General features: G+C 68.7%; 22 protein-coding genes. 11 read left to right on the top strand and 11 right to left on the bottom strand.

Annotated elements, in window-relative coordinates; translation table 11 throughout:
- The coding region (gene secA / locus I0Q12_RS15505; RefSeq protein ID WP_197252757.1) for a preprotein translocase subunit SecA at nucleotides 1-2,081 on the top strand (2,081 nt) is incomplete at its 5' end.
- A gap of 34 nt (nucleotides 2,082-2,115) precedes the next feature.
- Here secA and I0Q12_RS15510 read toward each other — a convergent pair.
- Nucleotides 2,116-2,619 carry an Rv3235 family protein gene (locus tag I0Q12_RS15510; protein WP_197252758.1) on the bottom strand — a complete coding sequence of 168 codons (504 nt, stop codon included), beginning with the start codon at nucleotides 2,617-2,619 and terminating at the stop codon, nucleotides 2,116-2,118.
- A gap of 180 nt (nucleotides 2,620-2,799) precedes the next feature.
- Between I0Q12_RS15510 and I0Q12_RS15515 the strand changes: the two genes are divergently transcribed.
- From I0Q12_RS15515 to I0Q12_RS15540, 6 genes are all read left to right on the top strand, one after another.
- Nucleotides 2,800-3,288 (top strand): HAD-IA family hydrolase, encoded by a 489-nt coding sequence (locus tag I0Q12_RS15515; protein WP_197252759.1) that lies wholly within the window; start codon nucleotides 2,800-2,802, stop codon nucleotides 3,286-3,288.
- Entirely contained in the window at nucleotides 3,285-4,703 is a 1,419-nt protein-coding gene (locus I0Q12_RS15520) for a wax ester/triacylglycerol synthase family O-acyltransferase (RefSeq protein WP_197252760.1), read from the top strand. Before I0Q12_RS15515 ends, I0Q12_RS15520 begins: the two co-directional genes overlap by 4 nt.
- Nucleotides 4,690-5,235 (top strand): hypothetical protein, encoded by a 546-nt coding sequence (locus tag I0Q12_RS15525; RefSeq protein ID WP_197252761.1) that lies wholly within the window; start codon nucleotides 4,690-4,692, stop codon nucleotides 5,233-5,235. The genes I0Q12_RS15520 and I0Q12_RS15525 overlap by 14 nt, the downstream gene beginning before the upstream one ends.
- Nucleotides 5,236-5,344: 109 nt before the next feature.
- On the top strand, nucleotides 5,345-6,475 hold the full coding sequence (locus I0Q12_RS15530; RefSeq protein WP_197252762.1) for a ferredoxin reductase: 1,131 nt from the start codon (nucleotides 5,345-5,347) through the stop codon (nucleotides 6,473-6,475).
- A 33-nt stretch (nucleotides 6,476-6,508) separates the two neighbouring features.
- Nucleotides 6,509-7,762, top strand: a complete 1,254-nt coding sequence (locus tag I0Q12_RS15535; protein WP_197252763.1) for a fatty acid desaturase — start codon at nucleotides 6,509-6,511, stop codon at nucleotides 7,760-7,762.
- 67 nt (nucleotides 7,763-7,829) lie between these two features.
- Nucleotides 7,830-9,065, top strand: coding sequence for an acyl-CoA desaturase (locus I0Q12_RS15540; RefSeq protein WP_197252764.1), 1,236 nt, complete (start codon nucleotides 7,830-7,832; stop codon nucleotides 9,063-9,065).
- Nucleotides 9,066-9,125: 60 nt separating this feature from the next.
- Here the strand turns inward: I0Q12_RS15540 and rsgA are convergent, their stop codons facing one another.
- Nucleotides 9,126-10,151 carry a ribosome small subunit-dependent GTPase A gene (gene rsgA / locus I0Q12_RS15545; protein ID WP_197252765.1) on the bottom strand — a complete coding sequence of 342 codons (1,026 nt, stop codon included), beginning with the start codon at nucleotides 10,149-10,151 and terminating at the stop codon, nucleotides 9,126-9,128.
- Nucleotides 10,118-11,404, bottom strand: coding sequence for a 3-phosphoshikimate 1-carboxyvinyltransferase (aroA, locus tag I0Q12_RS15550; protein WP_197252766.1), 1,287 nt, complete (start codon nucleotides 11,402-11,404; stop codon nucleotides 10,118-10,120). Before aroA ends, rsgA begins: the two co-directional genes overlap by 34 nt.
- A 75-nt stretch (nucleotides 11,405-11,479) precedes the next feature.
- Between aroA and I0Q12_RS15555 the strand changes: the two genes are divergently transcribed.
- On the top strand, nucleotides 11,480-12,253 hold the full coding sequence (locus I0Q12_RS15555; protein WP_197252767.1) for an SOS response-associated peptidase: 774 nt from the start codon (nucleotides 11,480-11,482) through the stop codon (nucleotides 12,251-12,253).
- 3 nt (nucleotides 12,254-12,256) lie between these two features.
- Here I0Q12_RS15555 and I0Q12_RS15560 read toward each other — a convergent pair whose 3' ends face one another.
- The 7 genes from I0Q12_RS15560 to ybaK form a co-directional block, all read right to left on the bottom strand.
- Entirely contained in the window at nucleotides 12,257-12,925 is a 669-nt protein-coding gene (locus tag I0Q12_RS15560; RefSeq protein WP_197252768.1) for a TetR/AcrR family transcriptional regulator, read from the bottom strand.
- 61 nt (nucleotides 12,926-12,986) lie between these two features.
- Nucleotides 12,987-13,739 carry an enoyl-CoA hydratase/isomerase family protein gene (locus I0Q12_RS15565; RefSeq protein WP_197252769.1) on the bottom strand — a complete coding sequence of 251 codons (753 nt, stop codon included), beginning with the start codon at nucleotides 13,737-13,739 and terminating at the stop codon, nucleotides 12,987-12,989.
- 59 nt (nucleotides 13,740-13,798) lie between these two features.
- Entirely contained in the window at nucleotides 13,799-14,947 is a 1,149-nt protein-coding gene (locus I0Q12_RS15570) for an acyl-CoA dehydrogenase family protein (RefSeq protein ID WP_197252770.1), read from the bottom strand.
- Between the two features lie 32 nt (nucleotides 14,948-14,979).
- A complete protein-coding gene (locus I0Q12_RS15575) occupies nucleotides 14,980-16,650 on the bottom strand; it encodes a class I adenylate-forming enzyme family protein (protein WP_197252771.1) in 1,671 nt (556 codons plus the stop codon).
- Nucleotides 16,651-16,676: 26 nt separating this feature from the next.
- A complete protein-coding gene (locus tag I0Q12_RS15580) occupies nucleotides 16,677-17,408 on the bottom strand; it encodes an SDR family NAD(P)-dependent oxidoreductase (protein ID WP_197252772.1) in 732 nt (243 codons plus the stop codon).
- 35 nt (nucleotides 17,409-17,443) lie between these two features.
- Entirely contained in the window at nucleotides 17,444-18,238 is a 795-nt protein-coding gene (locus tag I0Q12_RS15585; RefSeq protein ID WP_197252773.1) for an enoyl-CoA hydratase-related protein, read from the bottom strand.
- Nucleotides 18,239-18,393: 155 nt separating this feature from the next.
- Entirely contained in the window at nucleotides 18,394-18,891 is a 498-nt protein-coding gene (ybaK, locus tag I0Q12_RS15590; RefSeq protein WP_197252774.1) for a Cys-tRNA(Pro) deacylase, read from the bottom strand.
- 211 nt (nucleotides 18,892-19,102) lie between these two features.
- On the opposite strand from ybaK, the gene I0Q12_RS15595 reads away from it, so the two are divergent.
- Both I0Q12_RS15595 and rsrA read left to right on the top strand, forming a co-directional pair.
- The gene (locus tag I0Q12_RS15595; protein ID WP_197252775.1) at nucleotides 19,103-19,747 is read left to right on the top strand and encodes a sigma-70 family RNA polymerase sigma factor; all 645 of its coding nucleotides are present in this window, start codon (nucleotides 19,103-19,105) and stop codon (nucleotides 19,745-19,747) included.
- Nucleotides 19,744-20,025, top strand: coding sequence for a mycothiol system anti-sigma-R factor (gene rsrA / locus I0Q12_RS15600; protein WP_197252776.1), 282 nt, complete (start codon nucleotides 19,744-19,746; stop codon nucleotides 20,023-20,025). The genes I0Q12_RS15595 and rsrA overlap by 4 nt, the downstream gene beginning before the upstream one ends.
- Before the next feature lie 89 nt (nucleotides 20,026-20,114).
- Here rsrA and I0Q12_RS35115 read toward each other — a convergent pair whose 3' ends face one another.
- Nucleotides 20,115-20,189: a 50S ribosomal protein bL37 gene (locus I0Q12_RS35115; protein WP_022597109.1), complete on the bottom strand. Its 75-nt coding sequence runs from the start codon at nucleotides 20,187-20,189 to the stop codon at nucleotides 20,115-20,117.
- 95 nt (nucleotides 20,190-20,284) lie between these two features.
- Between I0Q12_RS35115 and I0Q12_RS15605 the strand changes: the two genes are divergently transcribed.
- Nucleotides 20,285-20,500: a biotin/lipoyl-binding carrier protein gene (locus I0Q12_RS15605; RefSeq protein WP_197252777.1), complete on the top strand. Its 216-nt coding sequence runs from the start codon at nucleotides 20,285-20,287 to the stop codon at nucleotides 20,498-20,500.
- Nucleotide 20,501: the final 1 nt, after the last annotated feature.

A 20,501-nucleotide genomic window follows, 5' to 3' on the forward strand; every position in this document is an offset into this window, starting at 1 on the left:
TGCTCCAACCGGAGACCCACTACGAGATCGACATCCGCAAGCGGACCGTCGGTGTCCACGAGGCGGGCGTCGAGTTCGTCGAGGACCAGCTCGGCATCGACAACCTGTACGAGGCCGCGAACTCGCCGCTGGTGAGCTACCTCAACAACGCCATCAAGGCCAAGGAGCTCTACACCAAGGACAAGGACTACATCGTCCGCGACGGCGAGGTCGTCATCGTCGACGAGTTCACCGGCCGCGTGCTGACGGGCCGCCGCTACAACGAGGGCATGCACCAGGCGATCGAGGCCAAGGAGAAGGTCGAGATCAAGGCCGAGAACCAGACCCTCGCCACGATCACGCTGCAGAACTACTTCCGTCTCTACGACAAGCTCTCGGGTATGACGGGTACCGCCGAGACCGAGGCAGCCGAGCTGCACCAGATCTACGGCCTCGGCGTCATCCCCATCCCGACGAACCGGGAGATGATCCGCGTCGACCAGGGCGACCTGATCTACAAGACGGAGGAAGCGAAGTTCGCAGCCGTCGTCGACGACGTGGTCGAGCGGCACCAGAAGGGCCAGCCGGTCCTCATCGGTACCACCAGCGTCGAGCGTTCGGAGTACCTGTCGCGGCAGCTGACCAGGCGCGGCGTCGTCCACAGCGTGCTCAACGCGAAGTTCCACGAGCAGGAAGCGCAGATCATCGCCGAGGCCGGACGCTCCGGTGCGGTGACCGTCGCGACGAACATGGCCGGTCGCGGTACCGACATCGTGCTCGGCGGCAACCCGGACATTCTCGCCGACATCGCGCTGCGTCGCGGCGGCCTGGATCCCGTGCACACGCCCGAGGAATACGAGGCCGCGTGGGACGACACCCTCGAGAAGATCAAGGCCGAGGTCAAGGCGGACGCCGAGAAGGTCAAGGCGGCAGGCGGCCTGTACGTGCTCGGCACCGAACGGCACGAGTCCCGGCGTATCGACAACCAGCTCCGCGGCCGTTCCGGACGTCAGGGCGATCCCGGCGAGTCCCGGTTCTACCTCTCGCTCGGTGACGAGCTGATGCGCCGCTTCAACGGCGCCGCGCTCGAATCGATCATGACGCGGCTCAACCTGCCCGACGACGTGCCGATCGAGGCGAAGATGGTCTCGAAGGCCATCAAGAGCGCCCAGACGCAGGTCGAGCAGCAGAACTTCGAGATCCGCAAGAACGTCCTCAAGTACGACGAGGTGATGAACCAGCAGCGCACCGTCATCTACGACGAGCGCCGCCGGATCCTGCGCGGAGAGAACCTCGAGGGTCAGATCGAGTCGATGATCCGCGACGTGGTCACCGCCTACGTCGACGGCGCCACCTCCGAGGGCTACGTCGAGGACTGGGATCTCGAGCAGTTGTGGACCGCCCTCCGGACGCTCTACCCCGTCGGGGTCGACTACAAGGAACTGGTCGCGGCGAACGAGGACCTCGGCCGTGACGAGCTGCGGGAGATCCTGCTCGAGGACGCGGAGAAGGCGTACGCGCGGCGTGAGGCCGAGATCGAGAGCATCGCGGGTGAGGGCGCGATGCGCGAACTCGAGCGTCGTGTCCTGCTGTCGGTGCTCGACCGCAAGTGGCGCGAGCACCTCTACGAGATGGACTACCTCAAGGAAGGCATCGGGCTGCGCGCGATGGCGCAGCGCGACCCGCTGGTGGAGTACCAGCGCGAGGGCTTCGACATGTTCACCGGCATGCTCGACGCGCTCAAGGAGGAGTCGGTCGGGTTCCTGTTCAACCTGCAGGTCGAAGCGGCGCAGCCGCAGGCACCGGCAGCGGGCGGGGTCAGCGTGACGGCGGCCTCCGCCGCCACGGCCGCGCAGAACGCGCCGTCGCTGACCAAGCCGACCCCGGCTCCGGCACCTGCTCCCGCCCCGGCCCCGCTGCGTGCGAAAGGCCTCGACGACGGGGGCCGGCAGCAGCGCCTGACCTACTCGGGTCCCGCCGAGGACGGCAGCGCGCAGGTCAGCCGCACCGGCGGGGCCGCCGCGGCAGCGCAGGCCGGCAGCCGCAAGGAGCGTCGCGCGGCCGCCCGCAAGGACGCCAAGGGCGGTTCCCGCCGCCGCTGAACGCCGATCGTCGGCCGTCGGTCGTCGCGCCGGATCAGCCCAGCCACAGCGAGGTGATGAGCCAGCCGTGCGGGGCCCGGCGCGATGGCGCGACCCGGCTGATGCGACCGGCCAGCGCGAGAACGCGATGGCCACGCGTGTAGGAACCGAACAGTTCCGCGGTATCGGCGTCGACGGCACGCAAGCGGGTGCGCAGCAACGTCGCACTGCCCGCACCCGGGGATGCCGACCGTGCGGGCGCCATCGCGTCGCGCAGGACGGGATCGAGCACCGTCTCCAGTTGCGTCTCCGGCCGCCGCCGGTCGAGAACTTCGAGCACCAGCCGCACCGCGCGTTCGGCGAATGCGCTCGCCGTCGGATCGATTGCCGCTGTGTGCGGAGGAGTGGCCGGCCCCGACCGGGCCGGGCGGGGTGATCTGCCGTCGTGCGTGGTGGTGCGCCGCGTCGCGTACCGGCGGGGCCGATCGCAGTTGTGCCGGGCGGGTGGCTCGTACGGAGGGATCCGCAGGACGTGGCGGATCCCGGGGTTTTCGGACATGCATCTCCCTGGTGACGTGCGTGACGGTCGCGACCCGCGACGGTGCACGGGTCGACCCCGGGAGAGGACGGAGCCGCGGTCATCGTGCCACAGCTGCGGCGCGTGTGCCCGTCGAGACACTCCGTGCCCGCCGGGACGCTCCTGTCGCAGAGACCGGCGCACGAACTCTAGGGTGGATACGTGCGGGGATTGGTCTTGGATTTCGGTGGGGTGCTCGCGGGACCCGGCACGGACGGGCGTGCGCTCGCAGGCGTGGTGGCCGCGTTGCGCGGACGAGGTGTGCGGACGGCGATCCTCAGCAACGACCCGGGTGGGCCCGGAGCGGACCGGCTGCGCGAGCTCGGCGGTGGGCGCTTCGTCGACGAGGTGGTGCTCTCCGGTGACGTGGGCGTGGCCAAACCCGACCCGCGGAGTTATCTGCTGGTGGCGCAGCGACTGGGACTGGAACCGGCGCAGTGCGTCTTCGTCGACGACCTCGTCGTGAACGTGCGCGCAGCGGCCGCCACCGGGATGGTGGGAGTGCACCACGAGTGTCCGGATGCCGTTGTGGCAGAACTGACCGTACTCTTCGAGCTGAGCGCCGACGAGGCGCCCGTGACCTCGGCGCCTGAGACCTCGGCGGCAGGGGACACGGTCACGGACCGGGGTGAGGGGGACACTCGCAGATGACGACCCGCATGACCGCGCAGGACGCATCGTTCTACTTCCTGGAGACGACGAACACGCCGATGCACATCGGGTCGCTGGCGATCCTCTCCGAACCGGAGGGCGGCTTGGACTTCGAGACGCTGCTGCAGCTCGTGGAACGCCGTATCTCGGAGGTACCGCGGTATCGGCAGAAGGTGCGGGAGGTGGCGCTGGGACTGGCGCGGCCGGTGTGGGTGGACGACCGCGACTTCGACATCGCCTACCACGTGCGCCGTTCGGCGCTGCCCCGCCCCGGATCGGACGACCAGTTGCACGATCTGCTGGCGCGGCTGATATCGCGTCCGCTGGACCGGACCCGCCCGCTGTGGGAGATGTACCTCGTCGAGGGGCTCGAGGGAAGCCGGTGTGCGCTGTTCACGAAGTCGCATTCGGCGCTCGTCGACGGTGAGGACGCGCTGGACATCGGGCAGGTTCTCTTCGATTCCGATGTCGAACCCCGGCAGGTGCCCGAAGAGCTGTGGATGCCGGAGCAGGAACCGTCGGACACCGCGCTCGTGGTCGGTGCGCTCGCCGACCTGGTCGCGCGACCGGGAGAGGGCATCGCGCTGCTGCGTTCGGCCGTGGGCAACCTCGCCGCCACGGCGACCGAGGCCGTCGACGTGGTCGGGCGCCTGGCGCGGACCGCCGCACAGTCGGCGCCGGAGAGCCCGCTCAACGAATCGATCTCGCGCAGCCGCCGGTTCGCGGTGGTGCGGTCCGATCTGGAGTTGTACCGCAAGATCCATTCCCGGTACGGCTGCACCATCAACGACGTCGTGCTCGCGGTGATCTCCGGGGCGTTGCGCTATTGGCTGCTCTCGCGCGGCGAACCGGTGACCGAGGCGTCGGTGGTGCGCGCGATGGTGCCGATGTCGGTGTACACGCAGGATCCGGCGGACGCCGACGACGCCGACGGTGCCGAGACGATCCAGGTGCACCCGCAGGGGGAGGTGTCGACCTTCCTCGTCGACCTGCCGGTGGGGGAGCCGAACGCGGTGGTGCGGTTGTCGCACATCGCGCACGCCGGTGAGGCCTACGCGCGGCAGCGCCGCCGCATCGCGGCGCAGGCCATGATCCGGTTGTCCGGTTTCGCACCGGCCACCATGCACGCGGTGGGGGTGCGGGTGGCCAGCGGCTTCTCGCAGCGCATGTTCAATCTGATGATCACCAACGCACCCGGCCCGCAGCACCCGCTCTACCTGGCCGGCATACCGGTCCTGGAGATGTACCCGGTGTCGCCGCTGCTGAAGAACCAGGCGTTGAGCATTGCGCTGACGTCCTACGACGGGTCCGTCTACTACGGTTTGAACGCGGACCGCGATGCGATGCCCGATGTGGGGGTCCTGACGTCGCTGCTCCAGGAAGCACTCGAGGAGTTGTTGGATGCCAGTAGGTAAGGGCAAGACGCGGGTCTACGTGCCGGCCACGATCGACATGCTGCAGCGGCTGGTGGCCGACGGCGAGGTCGAAGCGGTGAACCGCACGGCGTTCGCGGTGACGGCCGCGCTGCGCGAGGCCTACACGTCCGGGGACGACGACGAACTCGCCGAGGTCGCCATGGCGGAGGCCGCCCGGGCCTCGCTGCGGCTCCTGGCGGCACGGGTGGACGACGAATCGGCCACCGACGAGTCGGCGAAGGATCTGCCGGTGCGTCGGGTGGTGGTGGCCGCGGACGTCGAGGAGGCCACCCCGCGTCCGGATCTCGACGATGCGGTCGTCCGCCTCGCCGCGCCCGTCACGCTGAAGTCGGTGGCGTCGGTGCACGTCGACCTCGAAGGAGCCGAAGCGGACGTGGCGCGGGCCGTCGAGGTCATCGACGCCGCGGACATGGGTGACGAGGAAGCCGAGTTCGTGCTCGGCGACGCGGAGGACCACCAGCTCGCCTGGTATGCGCCGCAGGAGTTGCCGTTCCTTCTGGAACTGCTCTAGTTCCGGATCCGTTCCAGCTGTTTGTCGACCACGTGTCCGTAACCTACGCCACCGTAGCTTTCTGGTAACCTACGGCACCGTAGGCATACCGGGTGAGGAGAAGTGGTCGATGGGTTTGAAGGAGTGGATCGAGCGTCCCGCGGCGCACGTCTCGGCGTCCGAGCGATCCGTGTCGAATCTCGTACGAGGCGCGGTCGCGCGATTCACGACCCCGCTGCTGCCCGACGACTATCTGCACCTGGTCAACCCGCTGTGGTCCGCGCGTGAGCTGCGTGGCCGCATCGTCGAGGTGCGCCCGGAGACGACGGATTCGGCAACCCTCGTCATCAAGCCCGGCTGGGGATTCGACTTCGGCTACAACCCGGGTCAGTACATCGGCATCGGCCTGCACATCGACGGCCGGTGGCACTGGCGGTCCTACTCGCTGACATCGTCGCCCACCTGGAACGACAAGCTCATCTCGATCGCGGTCAAGGCGATGCCGGAAGGCTTCCTGTCGAGCCACCTCGTCACCGGCGTGCCCGCGGGCACGATCGTGCGGCTCGCGGCACCGAAGGGCGACTTCGTGCTGCCCGACCCGCCGCCGGAGCGGATCCTGATGCTCACCGCCGGCAGTGGGATCACCCCGATCATGTCGATGCTGCGCACGCTCGACCGTCGCGCGGTCGACCGCGCCGTCGAGCTGCCCGACGTCGTGCACGTGCACTCGGCGCCGACCGCGGACGACGTGATGTTCCGTGCCGAGCTCGAGAAGTTCGACGCCACGCACGACCGGTTCCGGTCGCACGTCCAGCTCACCCGCTCGCAGGGGAAGTTCACCCTGGACCGGCTCGACGAGGTCTGCCCCGACTGGCGTGAGCGTCAGACCTGGGCGTGCGGACCGCAGCAGATGCTCGACGACATCGAGGCATTCTGGAAGAAGGCCGGCATCGAGGATCGTCTGCACCTCGAGCGGTTCGCGGTCACCCGCGCCGACACCTCCGGTTCCGGCGGCACCGTGACCTTCGCGAAGTCGGGCAAGACCGTCACCGTCGACGGCGCGACCACATTGCTCGAGGCCGGTGAGAGCGTCGGCGCACTGATGCCGTTCGGATGCCGGATGGGGATCTGTCAGACTTGTGTGGTCCCGCTCGAGAAGGGGCACATCGTCGATCTGCGGTCCGGCCAGGAACACGCCGAGGGTGAGCGTGTCCAGACCTGCATTTCCGCGGCTGCCGGGGACTGCACTCTCGACGCCTGACGCCCACCGCCCGTTCCACAGCAAGGACCCTGAGTGGCCATCACCGACATCCGCGCGTTCGCGCACCTCAGCGATTCGGACATCGAAGCGCTGGGTCGTGAGTTCGACGCGATCCGCCGTGACGTCGAGGACTCGCGCGGGGTGCGGGACGCCCGCTACATCCGCAACACGATCCGGCTGCAGCGGGTGCTCGAGCTCAGTGGGCGGGCGGTGCTGTTCGGCTCCCGCCGACGTCCGTTGTGGGTGCTGGGTGCCGGGATGCTCTCGCTCGCGAAGATCATCGAGAACATGGAGCTCGGGCACAACGTGATGCACGGGCAGTGGGACTGGATGAACGACCCGGAGATCCACTCCACGTGGGAGTGGGATCAGACGGGGCCGTCGGCGCACTGGAAGCGTGCCCACAACTACGCGCACCACACGTACACGAACATCGTCGGCATGGACGAGGACGTGGGATTCGGGATCCTGCGGATGACCCGCGACGAGGCGTGGCGGCCGCGCAACCTGCTCCAGCCGATCGCGAACGTGATCCTCGCCGCGACCTTCGAGTGGGGCATCGCCCTGCACGACCTGTCGGCGCAGAAGGAGGCCGACGGGGTTCCGCACGTGCAGTGGAATTCGCAGCCCAACAAGGACTTTGCGCGCAAGGCGGCCCGTCAGGTCGTCAAGGACGTGGTGTTGTTCCCCGCGTTGACGGGCCCGGCCTGGCGCAGCACGCTGTCCGCGAATCTCACCGCGAACCTGGTCCGGAACCTGTGGGCGTACGCGGTGATCTTCTGCGGGCACTTCCCGGACGGGGCCGAGAAGTTCACCGTCGACCAGTTCGAGAACGAGACGCACGCGCAGTGGTATCTGCGGCAGCTGCTCGGCAGCGCGAACATCTCCGGCGGTCCGGTGATGGGATTCCTGACGGGGAACCTGAGCTACCAGATCGAGCACCATCTGTTCCCGGATCTGCCGAGCAATCGGTATCCGGAGATCGCGGCCCGGGTGCGCGCGCTGTGCGCGAAATACGACCTTCCGTACACGACCGGTTCGCTCGGCCGGCAGTATCTGCTCGCGTTGCGGACCATCCACAAGCTCGCGTTGCCGGACCGGTTCCTGCGCGCCACGTCGGACGACGCCCCGGAGACCTCGTCCGAGCGCAAGTTCTCGCGGGTGCAGGGCGCCTGGGCCGCGGAGCTCGCGGTGGATCCGGTGACGGGCCGGCGCCGGGGTCTGCTGACGGCGTTGCGCGCCCAGGCGGAGGCGAAACTCGCCGCTCGCCGCGCGAAACGATCTTGATTGTGATTCCCCTCACAGCGTGGATCCGGCTAACCTACGGAGCCGTAACTTACGGTAGGGTAGCCGCATGGCCATTTCGGACATCAAAGAGTATGCGCACCTGACGGAGGCCGACGTCGAGGCCATCGGCCGCGAACTCGACGCCATCCGCCGCGACATCGAGGAGGCGCGCGGTGAGCGGGACGCCCGCTACGTGCGCAACACGATCCGGCTCCAGCGTGGACTCGAAGTCGGCGGGCGCGCAGTGCTCTTCGGTTCCCGCAAGCGCTCGCTGTGGGTCCTGGGCACCGCCATGCTCTCGCTCTCGAAGATCATCGAGAACATGGAGCTCGGGCACAACGTGATGCACGGGCAGTGGGACTGGATGAACGACCCCGAGGTGCATTCGGCGAACTGGGAGTGGGACAACGTCGATCCGTCGGCGCACTGGAAGCAGACCCACAACTACCTGCACCACAAGTACACGAACATCCTCGGCATGGACGACGACGTGGGATACGGGCTGCTGCGCGTGACCCGCGACCAGCGCTGGAAGCCGTTCTACCTCGGCAACGTCGCCTACAACGCGATCCTCGCGTCGCTGTTCCAGTACGGCATCGCGATCCAGCTGCTCGAGCTCGGCAAGGTCATCCAGGGTCGCGACGACCGCGAGCGCACCAAGGAACTCGGTAGCGAGGTGCTCGTCAAGCTCGGCAAGCAGACGCTCAAGGACTACGTGGTGCACCCGGCGCTGACCGGCAAGGCCTGGAAGTCGACGCTCACCGCGAATGCGACCGCGAACTTCGTGCGCAACATCTGGACCAACGCCGTGATCTTCTGCGGGCACTTCCCGGACGGTGCCGAGAAGTTCACCAAGGCAGACGTCGAGAACGAAACGCGCGCCGAGTGGTACCTGCGGCAGATGCTCGGTTCGGCCAACATCTCCGGTGGCCGCGTCATGGACTTCATGACCGGCAACCTCAGCTACCAGATCGAGCACCACATCTTCCCGGACCTGCCGTCCAACCGGTACCACGAGATCTCGCTCCGGGTGAAGGCGCTGTGCGAGAAGTACGACCTTCCGTACACCACGGGTCCGCTCGCGGTGCAGTACTGGAAGTCGTGGCGCACCATCGCGAAGCTGTCGCTGCCCGACAAGTACCTCAAGGACACCCGGGACGCCGCTCCCGAGACGGCATCGGAACGCGGTTTCGGCGGCAAGGCCGAGATCGATCCGCTCACCGGTCGCCGGGTCGGACTGGCCACCGCGATCGAGAAGACCCGCAAGCGCGGATTCGTCCGTCGCGTCCTGGGGATGCGCTGAGCGACTCTGCTGCTACGGATCGGCCCCCGGCTCCTTTTCGGAGCCGGGGGCCGATCCGCGTCACCAGGCTTCGTTCTCGGTGAGCGCCGTGAGCAGTCCCCGCACGGCCTGGGCGCGGCGCAACGACTTGCCCTCGAGGTTGTCGAGCGCGCACTCCGGGTCGGCCGGGGGGCCGAGGTGGGTGCACCCGCGCGGGCAGTCCTCCACCGCCTCGGCCAGGTCGGAGAACGCGGCGACGACGTTCTCCGCGGAGATGTGCGCGAGCCCGAACGAGCGGATGCCGGGGGTGTCGACGACCCAGCCGCCGCCGGGCAACGGCAGAGCGACCGATTGGGTCGAGGTGTGCCGGCCCTTGCCGACGCCGGAGACCTCGCCGGTCGCGCGGGCCGCGTCCGGCACCAGCCGGTTGACCAGCGTCGACTTGCCCACGCCGGAGTGCCCGATCAGCGCCGTCACCGAATCGGTGATCAGCTCGGTGAGCTCGGTCAGGTCGTCGTCCTTGCCGACCAGCATCACCGGCAGGTCCAGATCCGCGAACTGGGCGGTGAACTCGGCGGGGTCGGCGAGATCGGACTTCGTCAGGCCCAGCACGGGGGTCAGTCCGCCGGCATAGGCCGCGACCAGCGCACGTTCGACCAGACCGGTCCGCGGCGGCGGATCGGCGAGCGCGACGACGATGAGCAGCCGCTGCGCGTTCGCGACTACGATCCGCTCGAACGGATCGGTGTCGTCGGCGGTGCGTCGCAGCACCGTCTCGCGGTCGTGGACCCGCACGATCCGCGCGAGCGTGTCAGGACGGCCCGACAGGTCGCCGACGACGCCGACGCGATCACCGACCACGATCGGGGTGCGGCCGAGTTCGCGGGCGCGCATCGCCACGATCGGGCGGTTCGGGTCGCCGCCGAGCACCACGCCCCAGCGACCGCGGTCGACGGAGACGACCATGCCCTCGACGGCGTCGAGGTGGGCGGGTCGATCCTTGGTGCGCGGCCGCGAGCCCTTGCCCGGGCGGACCCGGACGTCGGACTCGTCGTACTGGCGGCGCCGCCGGTTCAGGAGCGCGCTCCCGTCAACATCGCCGCCCACAGCGACTCGAATCCGGGCAGCGTCTTGGAGGTCGTGCCGATGTCGTGGACGTCGACGTCGTCGACGACGAGACCGATGATCGCCCCGGCGGTGGCCATGCGGTGATCGGCGTAGGACTGCCACTGGCCGCCGTGCAGGGTGGCCGGTTCGATACGCAGTCCGTCCTCGGTTTCGGTCGCCGATCCGCCGAGCCGGGCGATCTCGGTCACCAGCGCCGCGAGCCGGTCGGTCTCGTGGCCGCGCAGGTGCGCGATGCCGCGCAGCTGCGACGGGGTCGTCGCGAGAGCGGCGAGGGCCGCGACGGTCGGGGCGAGTTCCCCGACGTCGTGCAGGTCGATGTCGATGCCGGTGAGCCGCTCGGGGCCGCGCACCGTCAGGGTGCCGTCCGACCAGGTGACGGTCGCGCCCATCCGCTCGAGAATGTCGCGGATCGCGTCTCCGGCCTGCGTGGTCGACTTCGGCCACATCGGGACCGACACCGCGCCGCCGGTGACGGCCGCGGCGGCGAGGAAGGGCGTCGCGTTCGACAGGTCCGGTTCGACCTCGACGTCGATCGCCCGGATCGGGCCCGGCGCCACACGCCATGTGTTCGCGTCGGCGGTGTCGACGTCGACACCGGCGGCGCGCAGCATCTCGACGGTCATGTCGATGTGCGGCATCGACGGCACCGGCTCGCCGCTGTGCCGGACGGTGACGCCCTCGTCGTAGCGGGCGGCCGACAGCAGCAGGCCGCTGACGAACTGCGAGGACCCGGACGCGTCGATGGTGACGGTTCCGCCGCGCAGTGCGCCGGCGCCGTGCACGGTGAACGGCAGCCGCTCGCCGTCGATGTCGGCGCCGAGGGAACGCAGGGCGTCCAGGACGGTTCCCATCGGCCGGGTCTTGGCCTGCTCGTCGCCGTCGAAGAAGACGTCCCCGTCGGCGAGTGCCGCGAGCGGCGGCACGAACCGCATGACGGTGCCGGCGAGCCCGCAGGCGACCTCGCCGCCGTGCAGGTCGCCGGGAGCGACGTCGAGGGTGGTGCCGCCGTCACGCTCGGTGATCGTCGTGCCCAGTCCGCCCAGGGCAGCGATCATCAGGTCGGTGTCGCGGCTGCGCAGGGCCCCGGTGATCGTCGAGGGACCGTCGGCGAGGGCGGCGAGGATCAGCGCGCGGTTGGTGATCGACTTGGATCCGGGCAGTGTCACGATCGCGTCGACGGGGGACTCGGCTCGGGGGGCTCTCCACAGACTCACCCGACCATCTTCTCCCATCGTCGCAGCCGGGTGTGCACCCGGCGCGTCCGACGCGGGGAAGTGGTCGTCGGAGCCGGCTGTCAGACTCGCCCTATGTGCGGCAGGTATGCGACGACGGCGGACCCGGCGACCCTCGGGGCGGAACTCGACGCGATCGACGAGACGGGCGGGGGAGGAGACGGTAGCGACAGCACCACCGACTTCGACGCCGTCAATTTCAACGTCGCCCCGACGACCCGGGTGCTCACCGTCGTCGCCCGGCACGATCGCGAGAATCCGGACGAGCCGGTCACGCGGCGGATCCGTCGCATGCGGTGGGGTCTCGTGCCGCCGTTCGCGAAGGAGATCGGCAGAAGCGCGCCGCTGTTCAATGCCCGCTCCGAGTCGGTGGCCACGAAGCCGTCGTTCGCGCAGTCGCTGCGGTACAAGCGCTGCCTGGTGCCGATGGACGGCTGGTACGAGTGGCAGGTCGAACCGACACCGGACGGGAAGACCTCGAAGGTGCCGTACTACATGTCCCCGGAGGACGGTTCGCGGATCTGCATGGCGGGCCTGTGGGCGGTGTGGCGCGACCCGAAGGTTCCCGACGCGGCGCCGCTGGTCAGCACCACGATCCTCACCGCCGACTCGGTCGCGCAGTTGCGCAACGTCCACGAGCGGATGCCGCTGATCCTGCCGCCGGACCGGTGGGACGCCTGGCTGGACCCGGACAGCCTGGGGCATCCGGACCTGATCCGTCCGAGCCTCGAGGCGGTCTCGGCGATCTCGGTCCGCCGGGTCTCCCCGAAGGTCAACAGCGTGCGCAACAACGGTCCCGAGCTGCTCGTGCCCGACGACGGGAGCGGCGAGCAGATGGCTCTCTTGTAGACGCTAGGCCAGCCGGAGCAGGTGCGGGTACCGCGCGCGACGGTCGGCGGGCACGATCGAGTTCAGCACGAACCGGATCTGCAGGGTCGTGTACTCGTCGAGTGTGTAGTGCCGGCCGAAGTGCCACTGCTTCAGCGCCCACCCGTGGGCGAGGAGCATGAAGTCGAAGACGATGAGGTCGACGTCGACCGGGCTGAACTCCCCGGACGCGATGCCGGTTTCGAGGGTGGCGCGCAGCGGTGCCGCAGTGGCGACCTCGAGTTCCTTGATACGTTCCCGGCCCGTCTTGTCGAGCGTGCGGCTCTCCCGGTAGGTCAGGACCACCGCGTCGAGGTTGGTGTCGACGACCTCGAGATAGCGCCGCATGCCCGCCGCCAACCGCTCGACCGGGTCGTCGCCGACGGCGTCCATCGCCGGTTCCAGCTGGTCGCGGAAGGCGTCGAGGATCGAGGTGACGGTCGCGAGGAGCACGTCCTCCTTGCCGCCGAAGTACTTGTAGATCAGGCCGACGCTGACCCCCGCCTCGTCGGCGAGGGCCTGCATCGACATCTGGTGGAATCCGGTCTGTTCCATCAGGCGCACCGCGGCCTCGAGCACCTGCTTGCGACGCGAGTGGGCGCGCACGGCGCGCACGGCCTCGTCGACGTTCAGCGCGTCGTCTCGGGTGGTCATGGTGGGTGCTCCTCGTCGCCGATGGGTGGATTCACAGTACCGATCGGGCGGATGGGCCCGGTCAGCGTGCGGCGGTCACGAACCGTTCGAGCAGCCGGGCCGTCTCGTCGGTCTCGATGAGCCGGCCGATCTCGTCGATCTCGGTGGCGAAACCGTCGGTGCCGCGTGCGGCGGCGATGCAGCGCTTGGCCGCGCCGTAGGCGGCCGGAGGCAGTGCCGCGAGCCGCTGCGCGTGCCGCATCGCAGCCTCCTCGACACCGCCGTCGACCACCCAGTGCACGATCCCGAGCCGGTGCGCCTCCGCTCCGTCGACGAGTTCGGCGCCGAGGACGAGCCGGGTGGCGACGGCGGGCCCGGCGATCCGGGTCAGCCGCTGGGTTCCGCCGGCGCCGGGTAGCAGCCCGAGCCCGACCTCGGGCAGGCCGATCCGGGAGGACGTGCCGGCGATGCGGAAGTCGCAGGCCAGCGCCAGTTCGAGGCCGCCGCCGGTCGCGGCGCCGGTGATCGCCGCGATCGACGGTTTCGGCAGCTCCGCCAGCGTCTCCAGAGCTTCCTGGAGGCTCTCGGCGAAACGGGCGAGACGTTCGCGGCGATCGGGGGCGGTCCGCCAGGAGTCCATCATCGCGATGTCGGCTCCACCGCAGAAGTGCCGGCCCACCCCGCGGATCAGCAGCGACCGCACGTGGGTGTCGGCGCCGAGTTCCGCGACCGCCGCGGCGAATCCGGCGGTCTGCTCCTCGTCGAACGCGTTCACGGCGGGACGGTCGAGGGTGATGATGCCGACGTGGCCTTCGCGTCCGACGAGGACAGTCATGGCTTCTCCGTTTCCGATGGTGGATCGTGTTGTTCCGGAACGCAATTCGCCCGGTAGTCTCAGATGCCCAGGTCCTTGGCGACGATCGTCTTCATGATCTCGGTGGTGCCGCCGTAGATCGTCTGGATGCGGGCGTCGACGAACGCGCGGGACACCGCGTATTCGCGCATGTATCCGTAGCCGCCGTGCAGTTGCAGGCAGCGGTCCGCCACGCGCACCTGCAGTTCGGTCGTCCACCACTTGAGCCGCGCCGCGCGGGCCGCGGACAGCTCACCGGCGACGTGCTCGGCGATGCAGTCCTCGAGGAAGGTGCGGGCCAGATCCAGTTCGGTGGCCAGTTCCGCGAGCACGAACCGGGTGTTCTGGAAGCCGGCCACCGGCTTGCCGAACGCCTTGCGTTCCTTGACGTACTCGACGGTCTGCGCGAACACCCCCTCCGCGGCGGCGACTGCGCCGATCGACAGCGAGAGTCGTTCCTGCGGCAGGTTGTGCACGAGCTGGTGGAAGCCCTGTCCCTCCTCGCCGAGCCGGTTCGCGACCGGCACACGCATGCCGGTGAAGGTCAGCTCGCTGGTGTCCTGGGCGTGCAGGCCGATCTTCTCGAGGTTGCGTCCGCGGGAGAACCCGGGGGTGTCGGCCTCGACGACGAGCAGCGTCAGCCCGTTGTGCGGGTCGGGCGAGGTGCGGGTCGCGACGACGAACAGGTCCCCGTTCTGTCCGTTGGAGATGAACGTCTTGGCTCCGTCGACCACGTAGTGGTCGCCGTCGCGGACGGCGGTGGTGCGGATGCCGGTCAGGTCGCTGCCGGCGCCGGGCTCGGTCATCGCGATGCCCAGCACCGTCTCGCCGGTCACGACGCCGGGCAGCCATCGGGCCTTCTGCTCGTCGTCGGTCATGTCCGTGAGATAGGGCAGGACCACGTCGTTCTGCAGGGAGAATGCGATGCCTGCGGCGGCGTTCCCGGCGCGGTTGACTTCGTCGATGAGGATGGCGTTGTAGCGGAAGTCGTCGACGCCGGGGCCGCCGTACTTCTCGTCGACGGAGAAACCGAGCAGCCCGAGTTTGCCGGCGTCGGTGAACAGGGACCGGTCGAGGCGCGACGCCCGTTCCCAGTCCTCGTGCACCGGGGTGATCCGGTCCCGGACGAAGTCGCGGGCGACCTCGCGGAACTGCCGGTGTTCGGAGTCGTATTCCAGTCGTGCGTTCATGGTGTCCGTCCTTGGCCCGGGTGCGGCGGTGCTCACCGGGCGATCTTCGAGGCCGTGGGGGTCGTGAACAGGCCGGCGGCGTACTCGCCGGCGGCGGTGTCGGTCGCCCGGTAGTGGAGTTTCTTGCCGGTCGCGCTGACCGGCAGCGACTCGACGAAGCGGTAGGCGCGCGGTCGTTTGAACGACGACAGCATCGGGTGGTCCCGGCAGTGGGCGTCGAGGGCATCGGCGGTCAGGGTGGGTTCCTCGGCGACGATGTAGGCCACGACGATCCGGCCCCACGTGTCGTGGGGAACGCCGACGACGAGCGAGTCACGCACCTGGGGATGGGCGTTGAGGGCTTCTTCGACCTGCACCGGGTGGACGTTCTCCCCGCCGGAGACGAGCATGTCGTCCTTGCGGCCGACGACGGTGACGAATTCGTCGGCGTCCCACGTGCCGAGGTCGCCGATGTGCAGCCATCCGCGGTGGAACTTCGCCTTCTCCTGATCGGGGGAGTCGAAGTAGGCGTTGGCGCACTTGGGGGAGCGGACGATGATCTCACCGACGTCCTCGTCGTCCTTGGCGACCACGTCGTCCGGATCCGCGAGCCGGTCCGCGTACACGCGGACCACGCGGACGTCGTCGTCGGTGCAGGCGCGGCCCGCACTGCCGGCCCGGTCGGGCAGGTCCGCCGGCCGCAGGAAGGTGTTCCAGAACCCTTCGGTGCTGCCGTAGCCGTTGAAGATCCGGGGGTTGAGCACCTGCTGGTAGCGCAGCGCCGCTTCGCGTTCGAGCGGGGCGCCCATCGTCACGATGCCGCGCAGGCTGGACAGGTCGCGCGGGCGTGCCTCCTGGGCGGTGGCGAGCATCGCGAGGTTGGTGGGGGCGCCGATGAGGAACGTCAGTCCGCGCTCGGCGACGAGATCGAGCACCCGGTCCGCGTCGAACGTCCGCAGCGGCACCACCTCACCGCCGACGTAGAACACCGGGTTCGGGCCGCCGGAGTACAGGCCGCCGCGGTGGAACCACGGCGTCATGTTGAGCGTCCGGTCCTCGGGGGTCAGCGGGAAGTGCATGATCACGTCGTGCGCGCTGAAGACCTCGATCATGCTGTTGAGCGGCACGCCCTTCGGCATTCCGGTGGTGCCGGAGGTGTAGAGGCGGGTGGTCTCGTCCCACACCGTGCGGTGCAGCGGCGGCAGGGCCACGCGGTCGGCGGCCAGGTGACCGTAGCGGATCACGGTGACGCCGTCCGCTTCGACGGGGTCGCCGTCGCCGACCGCCACGATCACCTTCGGGGTGTGCTGCGCGAGCCGTAACGCCTCGCGCACCGTGTCGGTGAGTTCGGTGTCGTAGACGAACACCGTCGGCGCGCTCTTGTCCAGCACGAAGGCCGTCTCCCCGGCGGCGAGGCGGTAGTTCACCGGTGACCCGACCGCGCCCACGGCCTGGGTGGCGAGATACAGCTCGGCGAATTCGACACCGTTGAACAGCTGGTAGGCGACGACGTCCCCGGCGACCACCCCGGCGTCCGCGAGACCGGTCGCGATGCGGTCCACCCGTGCACCGAGCTGGGCGTAGGTCCACTGCTGTCCGGTGTCCGGATCGCTGACGGCGATCCGGTTCCCGAACCGCCCGGTGTTGCGCCGGAAGCCGTTGAGGTACGTGAAATCGTTCTCGAAGTACTCCCGGTAGGCCCGGGCGTTGTACGACGCGGTCATGGTGTCCGTCCCTCCTGGTTGCCGGTTCAGCCGGCCATGGTGAGGCCGCCGCTGACGCTGATCACCTGGCCGGTGATGAACGACGCGGATTCCGATGCGAAGAACAGGACGGGCGCGGCGACCTCCTCGGGCCGGGCGAGCCGGCGGAACGGAATCGCTTTGATCAGTGCTGCCTTGAGCTTCTCGTCCTGCGCCTGGAACAGCGGGGTGTCGGTGGGGCCGGGGCAGACGCAGTTGACGGAGATGCCGTGGCGGGCCATCTCTCGTGCGAGCGACTTGGTGAGGGCGATGACGCCGCCTTTCGCGCCCGCGTAGATGGACTCGCCGGAGCTGCCGACGCGGCCGGCGTCGGACGCGAGGTTGATCACGCGGCCCCCGTTGCCCGCGTCGATCATGCCGGGGAGGAAAGCGCTGCAGACGTGCACCGGGCCGAGGTAGTTGATCGCTACGACCTTCTCCGCGAATTCCGGTGTCGCGTTGAGGAATTGGTCGGTCCGGTCCCAGCCGGCGGCGTTGACGACGACGTTGGGGACGCCTACCTCGGCGAAGGTCCGATCGCGCAGTTCGTCGACCTGGGCGCGGACCGAGATGTCCACCGGCAGAGCGGTGATGAGTTCGGTGTTCTCCTTGGCGGTGGCTTCGGCGGCGGCGAGATCGAGGTCGGCGGCGATCACTCGGTCGCCCTGCGCGGCGAACGCCAGCGCGATGGCCTTGCCGATACCGGAGCCGGCGCCGGTCACCAATGCGATGTTGCCCATTGCGGAATGTCCTTTCGAGGGGTGTGACCGGCGGATCAGGCGTTGACGTACTTGGCGAAGTCGGCGGGGCGCTTCTCCGCGAAGGCCTTGGCTCCCTCGAGTCCTTCGTCGGACTTGCCGAACAGGTCGAGTGCGGACATCGCGAGATTGCTCAGCCCGGCCTGGTGGTCGGTGTCGGCGTTGAACGACTGCTTGAGGAATCGGATCGCGGTGGGGCTCTTCTCGGCGATCTCGGCGACGATCGCCTTGGCCTCCTCGAGCAGCTTGTCCTGCGGGACAACCCAATTCACCAGACCCCAGCGCTCGGCGGTGGCGGCGTCGTACTGGCGGCACAGGTACCAGATCTCGCGGGCGCGCTTCTCTCCGACGACGCGGGCGAGGAAGGCGGAGCCGAAGCCGGCGTCGAACGAACCGACACGCGGGCCGGCCTGGCCGAACTTCGCGTTCTCCGAGGCGATCGTCAGGTCGCACAGGACGTGCAGGACGTGACCGCCGCCGACGGCGATGCCGTTGACCGCCGCGATGACGGGCTTGGGGACGTCGCGAATCAGCTTGTGCAGGTTGCCGATTTCGAACATGCCGGACTCGGTGGGGCCGTAGTCGCCGGTCTCGGCGCGCTGTTTGACGTCGCCTCCGGTGCAGAACGCCTTCTCGCCCGCGCCGGTGAGGATGATCGCGGCGACACGGCTGTCGGCCCAGGCGGAGCGGAACGCCTTGATCAGTTCTTCGACCGTCTTGCCGCGGAAGGCGTTGTAGCGCTCCGGGCGGTTGATCGTGATGATCGCGGCGTGGTCTTCGACCTCGTAGGTGATGTCTTCGAATCCGGACATGGTGACTCCTCGTCAGCTCGGGTTCGCGGGGTGTTTCGCGATGTGAATGAATGCCCCTTCACTGTGAGTGAATGTACATTCATTCCCGAAGGTGTGTCAACCATCACAGAGATCGCGACCCGTCGCGACGGGTGGAGGATCGGGCAGGGAAAGGGCTACGGGCCTGCGGTGATCGGGGCCACGACCGCGCCGGTCAGCCGGATCAGATCGGCGGGCGCCAGTTCGATTTCCAGCCCGCGGCGGCCCGCGCTGCACAGCACCTGCTCCCAATTCTGCGCGGACGAATCGACGACCGTGCGCAACCGGCTGCGCTGGCCGAGCGGAGAGATCCCGCCGAGCACGTACCCGGTGGCGCGTTCGGCGTCGGCGCGTTCGGCCATCACCGCCTTACCGCCACCGAGTGCCCCGGCCGCGGCCTTGAGGGAGAGCTTGGCCGGCACCGGGATCACCGCGACCGCGAGTTTGCCGTCGGACAGCTTCACCACCAGCGTCTTGAAGATCTGCGCGGCCTCGACGCCGAGCCGCTCGCCCAGCACGTCGACGGCCTCGGTGCCGTACGACGCGGCGCGGGCGTCGTGGTCGTATTCGTGAACCCGGTGCGACACCTTCTCCCGGGTCAGCAGTTTCGTCGCGGGCGTGGAGGTCGAGGCCATGCCGGACACTCTAGGGCCGCACGTTCCAGGACAGCGCCGGCCACGGGGAACAACTCGCCCGGACGCGTTGTTGATCCGGGGTGGCCGCCCCCGGTCGGGGGACGACCGTGAACGACGAACAGTGATCGAACAGTGATCGGAGTACCGCGTGCCTGTGCTGTGCCCACCGCGGCCGGTAGCCTTCACGGATACGGCAAGTGAAGGGATCGGTGTGGTCGAAGAGTCAGGTGCGGAGCTGGCCGAACGGTTCGAGCGTGACGCGCTGCCGATGCTGGACCAGCTCTACGGCGCGGCCCTGCGGATGACCCGCAACCCGTCGGACGCGGAGGATCTGGTCCAGGAGACGTTCATCAAGGCGTTCTCGGCGTTCGCGTCGTTCAAGGAAGGCACCAACCTCAAGGCGTGGTTGTACCGGATCCTGACGAACACCTACATCAACTCGTACCGCAAGAAGCAGCGTCAACCGGCGCAGTATCCGACGGACGAGATCACCGACTGGCAGCTCGCCGCGACCGCCGAACACATGTCCACCGGTCTGCGGTCGGCCGAGGTCGAGGCCCTCGACGCGCTGCCGGACGACGCGATCAAGCAGGCGCTGCAGGAACTTCCCGAGGAGTTCCGGATGGCTGTGTACTACGCCGACGTCGAAGGATTCCCCTACAAGGAGATCGCCGAGATCATGGGCACGCCCATCGGCACGGTGATGTCGCGCCTGCATCGCGGACGCAAGCAGCTGCGCGGCCTGCTCGCCGACGTGGCGCGTGAACGGGGATTCAACCGGGACGGCGCGGTCGACGCCGCCGTCGCCGCGGCAGCAGAAACGAAGACCGCGAACGAGAAGGGGGGAGCTCGGTGAGCGAGCCGACCGAATTCGAACCGATCGACTGCTCCGCGGTGATCGCGGACGTGTACCTGCTGCTCGACTCCGAGTGCGACGAGACGTCCCGCGCGCGGCTGGAGCATCACCTGCACGAGTGCGGCCCGTGCCTCGAGGCGTACGGCATCGAGGAGAAGATCAAATCGTTGCTCAGCCGCAAGTGCGGGGGCGAGCACGCTCCCGAAGGGCTGCGGGAACGCCTGATGATCGAGATCCGCCGGAACGTCGTGGTGAAGCGCACCGAGACGGAGGGCTGACGGCCGAAGGCCGATCGAACCGCCCGAGAACCATCGAAGGGGCCGGAAAGCGTGTGCTTTCCGGCCCCTTCGACGTCTGTGCCTACGCCTCAGGCGTTGGGACGCTTACCGTGGTTGGCGGCGTTACCCTTGCGGCTGCGCTTCTTGCGGCCTCGCTTACCCATGGTCGGGACTCCTTTCTCGTTCATTACAGTGTTTCACGTGTGGTTGGGTGGGCCTGTCGGCAGGTCCACCGTCACGTCCACGGATTGGGGTTTCGATGGCTGAAGACGTACGCGCCGAGATGGTTTCCACCGTCTTCGAGGTGGTGGTGAGCAAGGGGGACGTCGTCGACGTGGGCGACACCCTCGTGATCCTCGAATCGATGAAGATGGAGATCCCGGTCATCGCCGAGTCCGCCGGCACGGTCACCGCGCTCGATGTCGCCGTGGGTGATGTCATCCAGGCGGGCGATCTCATCGCAGTCATCTCCTGAA

Origin of the sequence: Rhodococcus sp. CX (assembly GCF_015865005.1) — a bacterium.
GTDB lineage: Bacteria > Actinomycetota > Actinomycetes > Mycobacteriales > Mycobacteriaceae > Rhodococcus.

Coding starts and splice junctions, on each gene's coding strand:
- I0Q12_RS15510 (WP_197252758.1), bottom strand. CDS start 2,619: ATGTCCGAAAACCCCGGGATCCGCCACGTCCTGCGGATCCCTCCGTAC.
- I0Q12_RS15520 (WP_197252760.1), top strand. CDS start 3,285: ATGACGACCCGCATGACCGCGCAGGACGCATCGTTCTACTTCCTGGAG.
- I0Q12_RS15525 (WP_197252761.1), top strand. CDS start 4,690: ATGCCAGTAGGTAAGGGCAAGACGCGGGTCTACGTGCCGGCCACGATC.
- I0Q12_RS15530 (WP_197252762.1), top strand. CDS start 5,345: ATGGGTTTGAAGGAGTGGATCGAGCGTCCCGCGGCGCACGTCTCGGCG.
- I0Q12_RS15540 (WP_197252764.1), top strand. CDS start 7,830: ATGGCCATTTCGGACATCAAAGAGTATGCGCACCTGACGGAGGCCGAC.
- aroA (WP_197252766.1), bottom strand. CDS start 11,404: ATGGGAGAAGATGGTCGGGTGAGTCTGTGGAGAGCCCCCCGAGCCGAG.
- I0Q12_RS15555 (WP_197252767.1), top strand. CDS start 11,480: ATGTGCGGCAGGTATGCGACGACGGCGGACCCGGCGACCCTCGGGGCG.
- I0Q12_RS15560 (WP_197252768.1), bottom strand. CDS start 12,925: ATGACCACCCGAGACGACGCGCTGAACGTCGACGAGGCCGTGCGCGCC.
- I0Q12_RS15565 (WP_197252769.1), bottom strand. CDS start 13,739: ATGACTGTCCTCGTCGGACGCGAAGGCCACGTCGGCATCATCACCCTC.
- I0Q12_RS15570 (WP_197252770.1), bottom strand. CDS start 14,947: ATGAACGCACGACTGGAATACGACTCCGAACACCGGCAGTTCCGCGAG.
- I0Q12_RS15575 (WP_197252771.1), bottom strand. CDS start 16,650: ATGACCGCGTCGTACAACGCCCGGGCCTACCGGGAGTACTTCGAGAAC.
- I0Q12_RS15580 (WP_197252772.1), bottom strand. CDS start 17,408: ATGGGCAACATCGCATTGGTGACCGGCGCCGGCTCCGGTATCGGCAAG.
- I0Q12_RS15585 (WP_197252773.1), bottom strand. CDS start 18,238: ATGTCCGGATTCGAAGACATCACCTACGAGGTCGAAGACCACGCCGCG.
- ybaK (WP_197252774.1), bottom strand. CDS start 18,891: ATGGCCTCGACCTCCACGCCCGCGACGAAACTGCTGACCCGGGAGAAG.
- I0Q12_RS15605 (WP_197252777.1), top strand. CDS start 20,285: ATGGCTGAAGACGTACGCGCCGAGATGGTTTCCACCGTCTTCGAGGTG.